The 14,056-nt window shown below is 48.4% G+C and carries 15 protein-coding genes; 8 read left to right on the forward strand and 7 right to left on the reverse strand.

The window, feature by feature from the left end:
• Positions 1 to 100 precede the first annotated feature (100 nt).
• The 6 genes from rbsD (at position 101) to FM037_RS04585 (ending at position 6,124) form a co-directional block, all read left to right on the forward strand.
• Positions 101 to 523 carry a D-ribose pyranase gene (rbsD, locus tag FM037_RS04560; RefSeq protein WP_144045026.1) on the forward strand — a complete coding sequence of 141 codons (423 nt, stop codon included), beginning with the start codon at positions 101 to 103 and terminating at the stop codon, positions 521 to 523.
• The gene (gene rbsA, locus FM037_RS04565) at positions 520 to 2,004 is read left to right on the forward strand and encodes a ribose ABC transporter ATP-binding protein RbsA (protein ID WP_144045027.1); all 1,485 of its coding nucleotides are present in this window, start codon (positions 520 to 522) and stop codon (positions 2,002 to 2,004) included. Before rbsD ends, rbsA begins: the two co-directional genes overlap by 4 nt.
• Positions 2,005 to 2,020: 16 nt before the next feature.
• Positions 2,021 to 2,992, forward strand: a complete 972-nt coding sequence (rbsC, locus tag FM037_RS04570) for a ribose ABC transporter permease (RefSeq protein ID WP_144045028.1) — start codon at positions 2,021 to 2,023, stop codon at positions 2,990 to 2,992.
• Positions 2,993 to 3,023: 31 nt separating this feature from the next.
• The gene (gene rbsB / locus FM037_RS04575) at positions 3,024 to 3,902 is read left to right on the forward strand and encodes a ribose ABC transporter substrate-binding protein RbsB (RefSeq protein WP_144045029.1); all 879 of its coding nucleotides are present in this window, start codon (positions 3,024 to 3,026) and stop codon (positions 3,900 to 3,902) included.
• A 190-nt stretch (positions 3,903 to 4,092) separates the two neighbouring features.
• Entirely contained in the window at positions 4,093 to 5,007 is a 915-nt protein-coding gene (gene rbsK / locus FM037_RS04580) for a ribokinase (RefSeq protein WP_144045030.1), read from the forward strand.
• A gap of 109 nt (positions 5,008 to 5,116) precedes the next feature.
• On the forward strand, positions 5,117 to 6,124 hold the full coding sequence (locus FM037_RS04585) for a LacI family DNA-binding transcriptional regulator (RefSeq protein ID WP_144045031.1): 1,008 nt from the start codon (positions 5,117 to 5,119) through the stop codon (positions 6,122 to 6,124).
• Between the two features lie 90 nt (positions 6,125 to 6,214).
• Here the strand turns inward: FM037_RS04585 and FM037_RS04590 are convergent, their stop codons facing one another.
• From FM037_RS04590 to FM037_RS04610, 5 genes are all read right to left on the reverse strand, one after another.
• On the reverse strand, positions 6,215 to 7,081 hold the full coding sequence (locus FM037_RS04590; RefSeq protein WP_144045032.1) for a delta-class carbonic anhydrase: 867 nt from the start codon (positions 7,079 to 7,081) through the stop codon (positions 6,215 to 6,217).
• Positions 7,082 to 7,327: 246 nt separating this feature from the next.
• Positions 7,328 to 7,894, reverse strand: coding sequence for an arginase family protein (locus FM037_RS04595; RefSeq protein WP_229381088.1), 567 nt, complete (start codon positions 7,892 to 7,894; stop codon positions 7,328 to 7,330).
• Positions 7,895 to 7,945: 51 nt separating this feature from the next.
• Entirely contained in the window at positions 7,946 to 8,425 is a 480-nt protein-coding gene (locus FM037_RS04600; RefSeq protein WP_229381089.1) for a hypothetical protein, read from the reverse strand.
• A 209-nt stretch (positions 8,426 to 8,634) separates the two neighbouring features.
• Positions 8,635 to 10,602 carry a M4 family metallopeptidase gene (locus FM037_RS04605; protein ID WP_144045033.1) on the reverse strand — a complete coding sequence of 656 codons (1,968 nt, stop codon included), beginning with the start codon at positions 10,600 to 10,602 and terminating at the stop codon, positions 8,635 to 8,637.
• A gap of 283 nt (positions 10,603 to 10,885) precedes the next feature.
• Positions 10,886 to 11,473, reverse strand: a complete 588-nt coding sequence (locus FM037_RS04610; RefSeq protein ID WP_144045034.1) for an HD-GYP domain-containing protein — start codon at positions 11,471 to 11,473, stop codon at positions 10,886 to 10,888.
• 218 nt (positions 11,474 to 11,691) lie between these two features.
• Here FM037_RS04610 and FM037_RS04615 point away from each other — a divergent pair, with 218 nt between their 5' ends.
• The gene (locus tag FM037_RS04615) at positions 11,692 to 11,901 is read left to right on the forward strand and encodes an AbrB/MazE/SpoVT family DNA-binding domain-containing protein (protein WP_227992668.1); all 210 of its coding nucleotides are present in this window, start codon (positions 11,692 to 11,694) and stop codon (positions 11,899 to 11,901) included.
• Positions 11,902 to 12,105: 204 nt separating this feature from the next.
• Positions 12,106 to 12,840 (forward strand): DUF599 domain-containing protein, encoded by a 735-nt coding sequence (locus FM037_RS04620; protein WP_227992703.1) that lies wholly within the window; start codon positions 12,106 to 12,108, stop codon positions 12,838 to 12,840.
• On the opposite strand, the gene FM037_RS04625 is transcribed toward FM037_RS04620, so the two are convergent.
• Both FM037_RS04625 and cydX read right to left on the reverse strand, forming a co-directional pair.
• Positions 12,837 to 13,733, reverse strand: a complete 897-nt coding sequence (locus FM037_RS04625; protein WP_144045036.1) for a LysR substrate-binding domain-containing protein — start codon at positions 13,731 to 13,733, stop codon at positions 12,837 to 12,839. The two genes, FM037_RS04620 and FM037_RS04625, sit on opposite strands and share 4 nt — an antisense overlap.
• A gap of 111 nt (positions 13,734 to 13,844) precedes the next feature.
• Positions 13,845 to 13,970: a cytochrome bd-I oxidase subunit CydX gene (gene cydX, locus FM037_RS04630; protein WP_144045037.1), complete on the reverse strand. Its 126-nt coding sequence runs from the start codon at positions 13,968 to 13,970 to the stop codon at positions 13,845 to 13,847.
• Between the last annotated feature and the right edge of the window lie 86 nt (positions 13,971 to 14,056).

Consider the following 14,056-nt stretch of genomic DNA (forward strand, 5'->3'; position numbering starts at 1 on the left):
TTTGGTCTGGATATACGAATTTAGGTGCATTAGTATTCACGCAAACGTTTGCGCACACGTTTGCGCAGTTATTTCACAGTTTTGAAGTAAGGTTAGTGAGATGAGAAAATGTGCACTGCTTAACAGTGATCTGGCGCGGGTCATTGCCCTGTCGGCTCATACCGATGAGATTACCATAGCCGACGCAGGTCTGCCTGTGCCTGAATGTTGTGAACGTATCGATCTGGCTTTGACCCATGGGGTCCCGGCTTTTATCGACACCCTAAAGATAGTCGCCACCGAATTACAAATTGAGTCTGTGGTGATTGCCGAAGAGATGTTGGTTTACAATTGTGCCGTGCACACTCAGTTGCTGCAATTGCTGGATGAGATCGGGGAAGCGCAATCTCATCCTATTCGGCTTAACACCGTCAGTCATCAAGCCTTTAAGACCCAAACTGCCAACAGCCGCGCCGTGGTGCGCACCGGTGAGTGTACCCCTTACGCTAATATCATCCTGCAAGCGGGAGTGGTCTTCAAATGACAGCACTGCTGAGTCTTAGTGGTATAGATAAATCTTTCCCCGGGGTTAAAGCCTTAGATGGTGCCCAACTTAACGTGTATCCCGGTCAGGTGATGGCGCTGATGGGGGAGAATGGTGCGGGTAAATCCACCATGATGAAAGTGATGACGGGGATCTACCAAGCCGATGCTGGTCAGATCATCTTAAACGGTGAACCTGTGAGCTTCGGTGGTCCTCGTCAGTCCCAGGCGGCGGGGATCAGTATCATACATCAGGAACTGAATCTGATTGATGATTTGTCCATCGCCGAAAACATCTTTCTGGGCCGGGAGCCACAGAAATTCCCCGGCCTTATCGACTGGCGCAAGATGTTCAGTGAAGCCGATGCCCTATTGGCCCGTTTGAATGTGCAGCGCAGCAGTCGCGAGAAGATGGGGGCTTTACCACTGGGTGAGCAACAGATGATAGAGATAGCCAAGGCCCTGTCGTTTGAGTCCAACATCATAGTGATGGATGAGCCCACAGATTCCCTTACCGAGCACGAGACCGATAGCCTGTTTAAGGTGATCCGCGAGTTGCGGGAGCAGGGTGTGGGGATAGTGTATATATCCCATCGTCTGCAAGAGATATTTACCATCTGCGATCGTGTCACTGTGATGCGAGATGGTCAGTTTATTGCTGAATCCGCCGTGTCAGAACTCACCGAGGAAAGCCTGATCGAGTTGATGGTCGGCCGTAAACTTAAAGATCTGTATCCACGTATCGAACACAAATCGGGTAAGGTGTCGATGAAGGTGCGTAACCTGTCCGGCAAGGGAATAAGTGACATCAGCTTTGACCTGCATGAGGGGGAAATTTTAGGCTTCAATGGCCTGATGGGCGCGGGGCGAACCGAGCTGATGCGTGTGTTGTTTGGGGATGCCTGGCGCATCGGAGGTGAGGTGGAGTTGTACGGCAAACCTGTGCACCCGACTCATCCAAGCGAAGGCATAAAGGCCGGTATCGCTTACATCTCCGAAGACCGTAAGGGTGATGGCCTGGTGCTCGGCATGTCGGTGAAACAGAATATGAGTCTCAGTTCTCTGAATGCACTGTCTAACATGGGGGCAATCAAGGCCGATGCCGAGCTCGAGCAGGCGACTTATTTCAAGCAGGCCTTCAACATAAAGACCCCCTCATTAGATCAGCCTATAGGCAAATTATCCGGCGGTAATCAGCAGAAGGCGGCGATAGCTAAGGGCTTGATGGCCAATCCCAAAGTATTGATCTTGGACGAGCCCACTCGGGGAGTCGATGTCGGCGCGAAGAAAGAGATTTACCAACTGATCAACCAGTATAAGCAAAAGGGCATGAGCATCATTCTCGTCTCTTCCGATATGCCGGAGGTGATGGGGATGAGTGACCGGATAATGGTGATGAGCGGAGGTCGCATCAGCGGCGAGTTCGACGCCACCCAAGTGACTCAGGAACAACTCTTGGCTGCGGCCATCGGCAACCACTGATTAGAGAATAATAACAATGAATCAAACTGTAACTTATAACGCCACCGGCACTAAAATCTGGGCATGGCTGAAGCAGCAAAAAGCACTTATCGCCTTGATCGCCTTGATTGTCGTGGTTTCTATATTGAACGACCAGTTCTTCACCATGGGTAACCTGATGAACATACTGCGTCAGACCTCGGTTAACGCCATCATCGCCGTGGGAATGACCTTAGTGATCTTGACTGCCGGCATAGACTTGTCTGTCGGTGCGATTCTGGCCTTAACCGGGGCGCTCGGCGCATCCATGGTGGGGGCCGAGTTACCCTTGGCACTGGCATTGCCTCTGACCTTGATGCTGGGAGGGGCGCTTGGTGCCATGAATGGCATGCTGATATCTAAAGGTAAGGTACAGGCGTTTATCGCCACTCTGGTGACCATGACGGCTATCCGTGGCCTGACTATGGTCTACACCGAGGGGCGTCCTATCTCCACCGGCTTCACCGACACCGCCGACAACTTTTCCTTTATCGGTACTGGCTGGTTGGCTGGGGTACCTGTGCCGGTCTGGCTGATGCTGATCACTTTCGTGCTGGTCTGGGTCATGTTGACCCACACTCGACTGGGACGCTACATCTACGCCATAGGCGGCAATGAATCCGCTGCGCGCTTGTCTGGCATCAATGTCGATAGGGTGAAAATCGCGGTTTATGGCCTTTCGGGCATGATGGCGGCGCTGGCGGGGCTGATAGTGACATCACGCTTGTCTTCGGCTCAACCGACAGCGGGTACTTCTTATGAGCTCGATGCCATCGCTGCTGTGGTGGTCGGCGGCGCTTCTCTGGCTGGTGGTCGCGGTTTTATCTGGGGAACTCTGGTTGGCGCGCTGATCATAGGTTTTCTTAACAACGCTTTGAACCTGCTGGATGTGTCATCTTATTATCAGATGATTGCCAAGGCTGGAGTAATCTTACTGGCGGTACTTGCCGACCGAAAATCCAACACATAACGATAACTAATCCGGAAAGAAGGTGACCAATATGAACAAGCTACTCACATCTGCTGCAGCACTGGCCTTGGCTCTGGGCCTAACCGCTCCGGCCATGGCACAAGACACCATAGCCTTGGTGGTATCGACCCTGAATAACCCATTTTTCGTGTCGATGAAAGAGGGCGCGGAGCAGAAAGCCGAAGAACTGGGCTATAAGCTGATAGTTCTCGATTCTCAGAACGATCCGTCTAAGGAGCTGAGCAATATCGAAGATCTGACCATTCGTCAGGTAAAGGCTATCTTGCTGAATCCCACGGACTCCGATGCAGCCTCGAATGCGGCTCGCATGGTGAATCGTGCCGGTATCCCATTATTGACACTAGATCGCGGTGTGACCCGAGGGAAGGTGGTGTCTCATATCGCATCTGACAATGTGGCAGGTGGCAAGCTTGCGGGCGACTTCATCGCAGATAAGTTGGGCAAAGGCGTTAAGGTTATCCAGCTTGAAGGTGTGGCTGGTACCTCGGCATCCCGTGATCGTGGTGAAGGCTTTGCCCTCGCCGTTGCGGCGAACGGCTTCGAGCTGCAAGCATCACAACCCGCAGACTTCGACCGCACCAAAGGTTTGAACGTCACCGAAAACTTGTTGGCCTCTAAGCCGGATGTACAGGCCATATTTGCCCAGAATGACGAGATGGCTCTGGGTGCACTGCGCGCAGTACGTGGTGCGGGTAAAGATGTATTGATTGTGGGCTTCGATGGCACAGATGAAGGCATTGCCGCCGTTCAACGCGGCCTGCTGAGCGCAACTGTGGCGCAGCAGCCACAACTGATTGGCGAGTTGGGTGTCGAGACCGCGGTTAAGGTGCTCAAAGGCGAAACTGTTTCCGAATTTCAGCCGGTACCCCTGCAGATTATTTCTCAATAAGCCTTTAGCGGTTCGTCGCACATAAGCTGAGACATAAGCAGTTTAGCTGCTGACTTAAGTTACTTATAGTTAGTTACTTACATTAGCTTGCTAATTCAGAGCTAAGTTATTATAACTGGGCCGATTATTCGGTCCTTGCTGCGCCGCCGTGTAGGCCCTCAGCGATCAAATTAAGCAAAGAGAGACTCAGATGGCTAAATTATCCGTATTGGGCAGCATCAATGTAGATCACCTGATGCAAGTCGGCGCCGCACCTAAGGGCGGGCAGACTATTCAAGCTAAACAGTACCAAATAGTGGCTGGGGGCAAGGGCGCGAATCAGGCTGTGGCCGCGGCCAAGTTGGGAGCGGACGTGGCCATGATAGCCTGTATTGGCACCGACGCCATAGGTGAGCAGATGAAACATGGCCTCGCCGATATTGGTATCGACACTAAAGGCATTACCACTGTTGCTGGTGAAAATACTGGAGTGGCGATGATCTACGTCGAGGACTCGGGTGAAAACCGTATCGGTATCTGGCCGGGTGCTAATGCTTTCCTGACTGAGACGGTGATGCTTGAGCATAAGGCCGCTATCCAAGACTCGGATTTACTCTTGCTACAGCTGGAAACCCCTGTCGCTACCTTAGTCGCGGCGGCTAAGATAGCGAAAGCTGCCGGTACTCGGGTGGTGTTGAATCCGGCGCCCGCTAAGGCGTTACCGGAAAGCCTACTACGCCATGTCGATATCATCACGCCCAATGAGACTGAAGCCGAGCAGTTGACCGGCGTGGCGATCAGGGAGTTATCGGATGCGGATATTGCGGCTAACAAGCTGCACAGCCAGTTTGGTATAAAGACTGTACTGATCACCTTAGGTGAGCGGGGAGTGTGGTTGTCACACAAGGGTGAAGGTAAACACATTGCCGGTTTCGTGATGAAGGCCATAGATACAACGGCTGCCGGGGACACCTTCAACGGCGGTTTCGTCACTGGATTACTGGAAGGTCAATCCATGTTGGATTCGGTGCGTTTTGGCCAGGCCGCGGCGGCATTATCTGTGACTCGCATGGGGGCGCAAAGCTCTATCCCGACTCGGGTAGAAACCTTAGCATTGTTAGCTTAATGGCTAACTTTACACGTTTTAGTCTGAGTTTTTAGTAGTAGTTTTCGATAGGAGCCGAATTGCATGACCACCTTTTGTAGCATTTTGACTAAGCTTGCAGGGTATTTCTATGACCACCATACGTGATGTTGCTAAGCTGGCCGGTGTCTCAACTACCACTGTTTCCCACGTGCTTAACAAGACTCGGTTTGTCTCTGCCGAGGGGAAGGCCAAGGTCGAGGCGGCAGTTATTGAGCTCAGCTACGTGCCCAACACCATTGCCCGTAGTCTCAAAGGCGGCAGTAGTCGAGTCTTAGGTATGCTGATCACAGATGCGAATAATCCATTTTACGCAGACCTAATTCAGTGGGTGGATCAGGTAGCGTACCGCCATGGCTACAACCTTATCTTGTGTAATACCCAGGGCAACATCGAGCGAGCCAAAGACTACATGGTCATGCTCAATCAAAGACGGGTGGATGGCATGTTAATGATGAGCTCGGATGCCCGTCAGTTACCTGTATCTTCCTATGGCACCATGCCTATGGTGATGATGGATTCCGGTCCTGAGCAGGCGGGCTATGATCGCATCTTGGATGACTCGGAGCAGGGGGGCTACATGGCGACCAAGCATCTGTTAGAGTCGGGCCATATGAGCATTGGCTTGTTGGCCGGGCCGCTGGATAAGTCCAATAGTCAGAACCGTATTGCCGGATATCGCCGGGCAATGGCCGAAGCGAACGCAGAGGTGGATGAGCGCTGGATCCAATCAGGAGAATTCACCTACGAAGGTGGCGCTGAGGCCATGACTAGATTACTCGGTCAGCCTTGTTCGGTGACGGCCATATTTGCCTCCAATGATCTCATGGTCATGGGTGCCATAAGGGTGGCTGGCAAACTTGGGCTTACTATCCCACTGGATCTGTCGATTATCGGTTATGACGATATTCCCGGGGCTAAGTATTTCAACCCGCCACTGACGACCATGAGTCAGCCATTAGAACAGTTGGCGGAGCAGGCGATTGCCATGTTACTGGCGCGAATAGAGACTCCCGAACGGGAAGGCCAACGTACCTTGTTGCCACCCAGCTTAGTTATCCGGGATTCCGTCGCTGTTCTAAAATCTGTTGAGAAGTAATCCCGCTCACTTCTCGGTATAACATACAAAATAAAAGGGGCCGAATTAATCGGCCCCTTACTTGTCTTGGTTTAGACAGTCTGTACCAGACTAGTCACTGTCAGCGGATAGTAGATCTGGGTTAATCACTAGGTTTCTGACGCCGTGGGCATGATCTTCATCGAAGGCGTTACCCTCTAACCACTTACCTACAGTGTTAATATCCACCTTCATTACCTTTGGACGCACGCTCCAGCTCACTTGTAGTGGTGAAGCCTTCTCGTTATATCCAGGACCTGTGGTTGAACCTTCATATTCCACTGGCTCACCGGTATTGCTTGGAATGTTTAGGGCCTGGTTAAGCCCGTTTTTCATGCCTAACTTTGTTAGCTCCATAAAGCTCATGGCTTTAGTATCATTGACCAGCACGAATACCTGAGTCTCTACGCGTAACTGAGGGTTGCTATTAGCCTCGCTGAGGCAAGCGCCCAGAGTCGCGCCAGGGCTAACTTGAGCGGTTGAGTGGACATAGTGCACTTCAATCGTATCTCCTGGATACAGACTACCGTGCTTACTGGCACCGACTTCATTTTTAAGGGGAGTTAACTCATTCTTAGATAGTTTTCCGCTATATTGATAACCGCTCTGATAGCCGTGACCATCACCATTGCCGGCATATTTAGTGAACTCACCACCTTTGTGCTCGGCATTCTTATGGAAATGTATGTTACATAGGTTCATTTCTGTGTAGTCAGGCGCCTCGCCAAATATACGCTTGTTGTTACCTTGAATGGTATCTATATCTCTTGGCGACTGAGGACCATAACCTTTACCTTGAGTATTAGTGGCCAATTCGGCTCTTTGCTTTTCTATCACTTTATCTGAGACGTTATGACCAGCATCTTGGGTCGTTCCAGCATTAACCAAAAGTGGGAAAAGCACCGCAGTGGCGCATAATACTCGTGTCTTGTTAATCATGTAATTTGTCCTTTTATTATTAATAAACAGAATAGGTATGCCAAGTATTAGAGTCGAACCAGCGGCTTAAGTTAACTTCTTGGCTATTCAGTAGGGTTACAAGCTAAATGAGATTAAAGCAATATATTCTTGGTTTCGCTAGGGAATTGTTGAGATAGTTAGCCTATCACTCATGTTATAAACATAGGTATCACCAAGGTTACTCATATTTGTATCAGGCAGATTACAAACGCCATTGATTTCAGTTTAGGCGCAAACTTGTGTTTTAACTTTATTTTTTAGTAAATCTGAATCCAAATCTAAGCTTAAATTCAGGGCCGCTTGAATCAACTGAAAATGCACTGGCACCAGTTCTTGTTGCTCGGTTCGGTAGCCTCCGCCGACGACTGCAGCAACAGGAATGTGATTATCTTGCATGGTTTTTAGCAAAAATAGATCCCTTAGATAGATGGCTTCCGTGCTTATATCGAGATAACCCAGTTCATCGTCTCGATGAAGATCCACCCCGACATCATAAATAACCAGATCCGGTCGGTGTAAATTTATCGCCATCTTAACCACCTGTTTAAAGCTGGTTAAAAAGGTGTCGTCGCCAGTCCCCTTTGCCAGAGGTAACTGAGAATAGATGGGATGGTAGACTAGTGGCAGCATGGCAAAGTTAGATAGTGAGCAGATAGTGAGCAGATAGTGAGCGGATAGTGAGCAGATAGTGAGCGGGTAGTGAGCGGATAGTGAGCGGGTAGTGAGCGGATAGTGAGCGGATAGTGAGCAGGTAGTGAGCAGGTAGTGAGCAGATAGTAGCAGTTTGGTCATCCGATAATAAAGGGCGATGTGCTTAGTATTTTCAGGTTACCTTCACTTGGTTTAGTCGTCATAGTGTCTTCTATCAGGCTTTTTTATCCTTTGGTTTTTCTCACCGAAGGCACCAAACAGATCGTGTGTCATGCCAAAATCGACACGGCGTTCCAGTTTTTCTCTCCTTCTGTCTTGGTAGTGTTTGTAGTGGCATCGACATTCAAAGGCATCGCAATTGGATAGGGGGATAGATGGGGCATCTTTAGATAAAAAATGTATGCCTTGAATATTTTTTACCGCACAACAAGCATTTTGGATTCGTTCAATAGTGACATTGTGATACGGATGCATTGTCTGTTTATTTATATCATGGTGCCCATCCGGCAGCACTTCATAGATATGACTCATAGGCTTAAGGTGGGGATGATGTCTAATTTTATTGTGAAAGCGAGGAGGAAAGCGCAGGTAAATCACCACACTGATGATGGCAGCGATTAATAAGAGTGCGAATACAAGTTGGTTTATTGTCATATTGGCTTCCAGCTGCAACTGTGAACCTTAAAAGGAGTTTCCCCATGAAAGTAACGGAATTCGTAAAAGACTTCATTCTTCAAAGGTTACTTTTGATCACAAGGGAACACAAATTTCATATTAACTCCGGCTCTAGTGTTTATTGCCTTGTACTGCTAGATATAATCAAGAAAAAGCCTCGACTAACCACGAGGCTTATTCGTTATCGGCTCGTCACTGTTGAACGGTCATTTACATGTTTTGGAGTTTGGACCTCCCTTACATTTACCCGAGCAGCACTCTGAACCTAAACGACAACTGCTACCAACGGGAAACAAAGAGCAGCTTCCACCACTGTCACTGTCTATCGAGCAGGTGATAGATAGATTGCTGTATGCAGCATATGCGTGAACTACCGCATTGAGTGTGCTCTTGCCTGTACCGTCATCACTCAGCGCCGCTCCTGTAGTACAGGATTCGTCCGAATTAGAGGAATAGCTGCCGCATTCATTGACACTGCTGCTGGGGTTAGTTTCAGCTTCATTGTTGAAGCGCAGATAGAGGTCGGCATCGCCATTCTCACCGGAAGTGGTACAGATGACAGTTTGGTCATCACTCACATTAGGTAGGAGGTAATTCTGAATATTCCCTGTACTGGCGTCTTGGCCACTCATCAGTTCGTTATCTGTTAATGAGATAGTTGGATTTGGCTGAGGTGGCTCATAAGTAGGTACGCCTACCGCATCCCAAGCCTCATGAACGGCCTGCTCATGAGCTGCACTGGTAGCAGATTGTGCCGTACAGTATCTGGCTGTGGCAAAGTCAGAGCTCGGTGTTAAACAGGCTGTATTGGCAGCATAGAAGATATCTGCTGCGGCGGCGAAGCCTATTCCTGTTACTAAGATAGCAGGTATTCCTGGCTCCCCGCTACGCGGGTGATGACCACCTTCAACCAAGAGCACGAACGCCAAATTGGCAATCCCAGAGTTCCAATGTACACCGCCATTATCTGAGCTGCCAGTATAGCGTGTGGGATAATAGTCATAATCTCCCATCGCGGCGGGATCTGCCATATTTCGTAGGGCATCACCCGATGTACCTGGAGTATAGATATCTTCACCTAATAGCCAGATATCAGCCCCCATAGCGCCTTCCTGTCGGTCGACCATAGCGCCGAAGATATCTGACCATGCTTCGTTTAGCGCCCCAGACTCGTTTTGGTAGATAAGGCCTGACGAACGTTCGGTTACACCGTGGGTGAGCTCATGGGCGACAACGTCGGCATCTTGTGACATCGGGATGAAATTCACGCCATCGCCATCACCATAGGTCATCTGGCTGCCATCCCAGAAGGCGTTGTTATAGTTACGGCCGTAATGCACTCGGGATATGAGGGTCATGCCTGCATTATCGATGGAGTCACGACCATGATTATTCCAATAGTAGTTATAGGTGGCTATGGCGTAGTTATGGGCGAAGTCGATAGCAAGGTCGTCAGTATCGATTTCAATCGAACTAGTGGAAATAGTCCTACAGCGCCTGGTCTTCTGTTTACAATCCTGAGTATCGAGGAAGAGCGCATACATGATCTGCGGATGTCTGGCGGCAACTTTACCTGTGCTTGTGTCGATAAAGACAATATCACGCTGAGGCCCCTCTTCATTGACATATTCGAAGGTGGCTTTCCAGGCCAGATGGCCGTTACCGTCGCTACCTAGCACATAGCTGAGCTCAGGTTTGCCGCTTCGAGTACCCTTTAAGTCGCTCAGACCAAAGGCTTCTACAGCACTTAAGTCAGGATTTAGGGGCAGATCACCGCCGGGAACAAAGTCACCATTGACCGAATAAACCGAACCATTGATATCGGCGTGGAGTACCATGCCTGCCCCCGCAACTGGCAGGCCATTGAGCTTCTGCTCGAAGCGTATATGATGGCCGCCGACTTTATCTTCGATGACCTTAGTGACAGTGATCTCTTCGCTTCCATCGGCGCCAAATTTGTCGCTCAAGACAAGTTGGAGTGCGCTCTTGGCTGAAGCGTGCAATGTTGCCTTCGAAGATGCGTTGACGCTGCCTAAGTCTCCGCTGGCAACTGTGGGTCTGTTGGCTTTACCTTGGTCGGTTACTTCGTCTTGAGCGTCGGCAGATGAGGTGAGCATAGCTGCAAACATTGCACACAATATCAGCATGACAGACGAGTTGAGTCGAGTGGACATGAACCTTTCTCCTTCCTGAGCGACAGAAGTGGGTGCATGTATGGCAATTGTATCTACATATCAGCAGTAGATGAATAGGAGCCTAGGCTATGTCGCTAACAGGACTACCCATAGTCCGAGGCTTAACTTTAAGTATAGTCAAATAGGCAGGCCTCCCTTCATTTATTCTCACTTTAGGAAGGGGGGTATGCGTGATCCGGATGTTTTCACCTCGCTGTTTTAAAAGGGAATATGCTGTGGTTGGTGACGTGAGTAGAGACTGGTTCCAACTTTTTGTTTTCTATTAAGATGGGAACAGATTGCCTTGATTAAGATCATACAGCGCGATACAAGCATCGACCACACAAGGTTCATATAGAGTCCCTCGGTTTTTACTGATCTCTTCGATGGCTTTATCTTGTCCTAATGCCTGACGGTAGGCACGAGAGTGACTGATAGATTCAACCACATCGGCAACGGCAATTACCTTAGATTCAAAATGAATTTGATCTCCTGTCAAGCCATCAGGGTAGCCAGAACCATCCAAGCGTTCGTGATGTTGCCGGATTATACTGGCTACTGGCCATTCAAAATCGACCCCTAGAAAAATCTCTTCTCCAATTGCCGGGTGTACCTTAATTAAGTCGAACTCCTCTTTTCTCAGTTTTCCAGTTTTTGAAAGTATGGAGCTGGGAACACCTAACTTACCAATATCATGCAGCAAGGCTGAGATTCTTATGCACTCTACTTGATTGCTCGGTAGCTCAAGGTGTTGGGCTATTCGGCGAGCGAGAGCCGAGACCTTCTTTTGATGGGTTGCAGTGTAATGATCTCGCGCTGCTGCGGCTGCAGAAATCGCTGCGACAAGTTGATGAAGTCCGTGTTTGTCCATTTAGCTAAATCCTTTTTACTAAATTATATCTATATTAACATAGCACTAATTTCACATGCTTTGCATGCCGATGTTGGTCTGACAAGAAAAGATCAACAACTGGTAAGGCTTGCCTCATTTCTATGCAGAACAACTATAATTTGCATTAATAGGTCCTTTTAATGTGGCGCTTGTTTAATGATGAAGTGTCGGATGATAGATAACACGAGTAGGTAGTGATGATGACAGTACTCAAGATCAAAAATGTGGGTAAAGGCTTAGGGTTGGAGTTACCACAAGATGTGGTAGAGCGGCTCCATCTTGATGCCGGAGACAGTATCTGTCTCGAGAAGATGGCACATGGCAGTTATCGACTCATCACTAAGGATGATGAATTAGCCGAACAAATGACACAGATTGAAGACTATATGCATGAAGAGGATGCGTGAAAGCCCCCTCATTAGTGAACCCCGTTAGCACTGAGGGAATTCATCGGTGAGAGCGATTTGATGAACGTTTATAACCTAAAGATAACTCGATATATCCTTGATAATTAACGGCTGGATCTGTTCTAGGTCATAGTCATGCCATGAAAAGCTTGCCATAATCGAGGCGGTGGTGATATTGCCAAAGGCCTCAAGGAAGTCGCTATGTTGACAGGTTCAGTATTAGATCTCATCGCATTTATCTGTTTTGTCGTGAGCTGGATCGGCTACACCTACTTTGCCAAGTGGAAAGCGAAAAATAGCAACTGTCTCGCTCGCTGCCTGCATCAGCACAGAATTCACTGGATGAATGAACTGATGCGCTATGAAATGCGGGTGGGTGAAGCTGCACTAATGGCAAACATTGAGCGAAATACAACCTTCTTTGCCTCCACTACTATGTTAATACTTGCCGGTGTGTTGGCACTCTTTGCACAGGTAGAACGATTGGAATCGGTGATCGATTCTATTCCCTTTACTGCTACACCTACCTACGCCTTGATCCAGATAAAATTAAGCCTGCTTACTTTCATCTTCGTGATGGCTTTTTTCCAGTTCACCTGGTCGATGCGCCAATATGGTTTCGTGAATGTGATGATCGGTGCCACTCCACTGCGAGGAGGTGAGGCTAGTGATCATATGAAAAACTACGCAACTCAGATGGCGATTGTCCAAGATCAAGCAGCCCACTCCTACAACTATGGCATGCGTGGTTACTACTTTTCCATGGCGGTACTAAGCTGGTTCTTCCACCCGCTACTCTTTATTGTCTCTAGTCTACTGGTTGTCTACACCCTCTACGCCCGAGAGTTTAAATCTAAAGCAGTCGTGGCTATCACCTGTGGGATGATCATGTTGCAAAAGGAGGAGCTGGAGCGAAAACAGGTGGGTGGCGAGCTTTAATCCATTTTTAGTTCTCCATATTGTTGGCAATACTTAAAAAACGCCTCGAATAATGGTGTTTTGTATTTATGCTCTTGATAGGTAATAAATAGCGGATGTGCGATGACTACGTCCAGTGGTAGCTCTTTAACTCTTTTGTCGTCTAACGCCCACTTGGCCGTTAACTCCGAAACACATGCTAACCCCAGACCTGTGCTGACGGCGTTTATAATGGCTTCACTGTCATTGAGTTCCAGTGTCATATTCCATTGACTCAGGTGAGGCGCCAGGCACTGGGTAAATACATCACGGCTTCCTGAACCTAACTCTCTTAAAATCCAGTCTTGTCCACCCAGATCACCGTAAGATTGACTGGCTTGTTGGCTTAAAGGGTGATTAGTAGCGGCAATAAGGCACATACGGTCTTGCCACCAGGGTAAATGTACCTGACCTTCCCGGGGGATATCGGCTTCGATTAAGCCGATATCCAGCTCGAAGTTGGCCAATTTTCGACAAACATCCTCACTATTGAGGATCTCTACCCGTTGGTTTGTATGTCCAGTCAGTTGACGAAAGCCTGCCAGTAATTCTGGTAGTACATGATTACCTATGGCCTTGCTGCAACCTATCTTAATTTCCCCGGTCAACTCGGCATTATCAAATAAGCTGTCGAGCAATTTTGCACGAGCTAACAATTCATCGGCAAGGGGAAGTAATTTTTCTCCATTGGAGTTAAGCCTCAAGGAGTTTGGTAACCTGTCGAATAACTCCCTGTTCAGCTGCTTTTCCAGTTCTTTGAGTGAGATACTGACCGCAGGCTTTGATAGGTATAACTTCTCGGCAGCCAGACTCAAATTGGTGTTTCTGGCCACAGTGGCGAAAACTTTAAGCTGTTTAAGGGTAATATTCATCATTGACTCACTGGGAAATATGGGGCTTAAATTAGCACCTGCTGCTACAGATTTTAGCCATGATCTAGAGTATATAGATTTCTGTCCATAGAAGTCTATATACTCATCTTGGCATTACACTTGGTCTTGCTGATCTTTTGCAACGTTATCTTGATGTTGTTCCATCTCATACCAGATTACATTGACTATGCCGCAAGCGCATGCAAAAAAAACACCTAATATCCAGCACATGTACCACATATAAACTCCTAAATAGGTATATTTTTATATACCTTAGCTTGTTATTACTTTCTTTAATGCTTGCTAACAAATGCTTGGCTTTACCA

This window comes from Shewanella psychropiezotolerans (genome assembly GCF_007197555.1).
GTDB lineage: Bacteria > Pseudomonadota > Gammaproteobacteria > Enterobacterales > Shewanellaceae > Shewanella > Shewanella psychropiezotolerans.

What these genes read in the sequence shown, in the direction of transcription:
- rbsD (WP_144045026.1), top strand. Translation starts at nt 101, where the DNA reads ATGAGAAAATGTGCACTGCTTAACAGTGATCTGGCGCGGGTCATTGCC.
- rbsA (WP_144045027.1), top strand. Translation starts at nt 520, where the DNA reads ATGACAGCACTGCTGAGTCTTAGTGGTATAGATAAATCTTTCCCCGGG.
- rbsC (WP_144045028.1), top strand. Translation starts at nt 2,021, where the DNA reads ATGAATCAAACTGTAACTTATAACGCCACCGGCACTAAAATCTGGGCA.
- rbsB (WP_144045029.1), top strand. Translation starts at nt 3,024, where the DNA reads ATGAACAAGCTACTCACATCTGCTGCAGCACTGGCCTTGGCTCTGGGC.
- rbsK (WP_144045030.1), top strand. Translation starts at nt 4,093, where the DNA reads ATGGCTAAATTATCCGTATTGGGCAGCATCAATGTAGATCACCTGATG.
- FM037_RS04585 (WP_144045031.1), top strand. Translation starts at nt 5,117, where the DNA reads ATGACCACCATACGTGATGTTGCTAAGCTGGCCGGTGTCTCAACTACC.
- FM037_RS04590 (WP_144045032.1), bottom strand. Translation starts at nt 7,081, where the DNA reads ATGATTAACAAGACACGAGTATTATGCGCCACTGCGGTGCTTTTCCCA.
- FM037_RS04595 (WP_229381088.1), bottom strand. Translation starts at nt 7,894, where the DNA reads ATGACCAAACTGCTACTATCTGCTCACTACCTGCTCACTACCTGCTCA.
- FM037_RS04605 (WP_144045033.1), bottom strand. Translation starts at nt 10,602, where the DNA reads ATGTCCACTCGACTCAACTCGTCTGTCATGCTGATATTGTGTGCAATG.
- FM037_RS04610 (WP_144045034.1), bottom strand. Translation starts at nt 11,473, where the DNA reads ATGGACAAACACGGACTTCATCAACTTGTCGCAGCGATTTCTGCAGCC.
- FM037_RS04615 (WP_227992668.1), top strand. Translation starts at nt 11,692, where the DNA reads ATGATGACAGTACTCAAGATCAAAAATGTGGGTAAAGGCTTAGGGTTG.
- FM037_RS04625 (WP_144045036.1), bottom strand. Translation starts at nt 13,733, where the DNA reads ATGATGAATATTACCCTTAAACAGCTTAAAGTTTTCGCCACTGTGGCC.
- cydX (WP_144045037.1), bottom strand. Translation starts at nt 13,970, where the DNA reads ATGTGGTACATGTGCTGGATATTAGGTGTTTTTTTTGCATGCGCTTGC.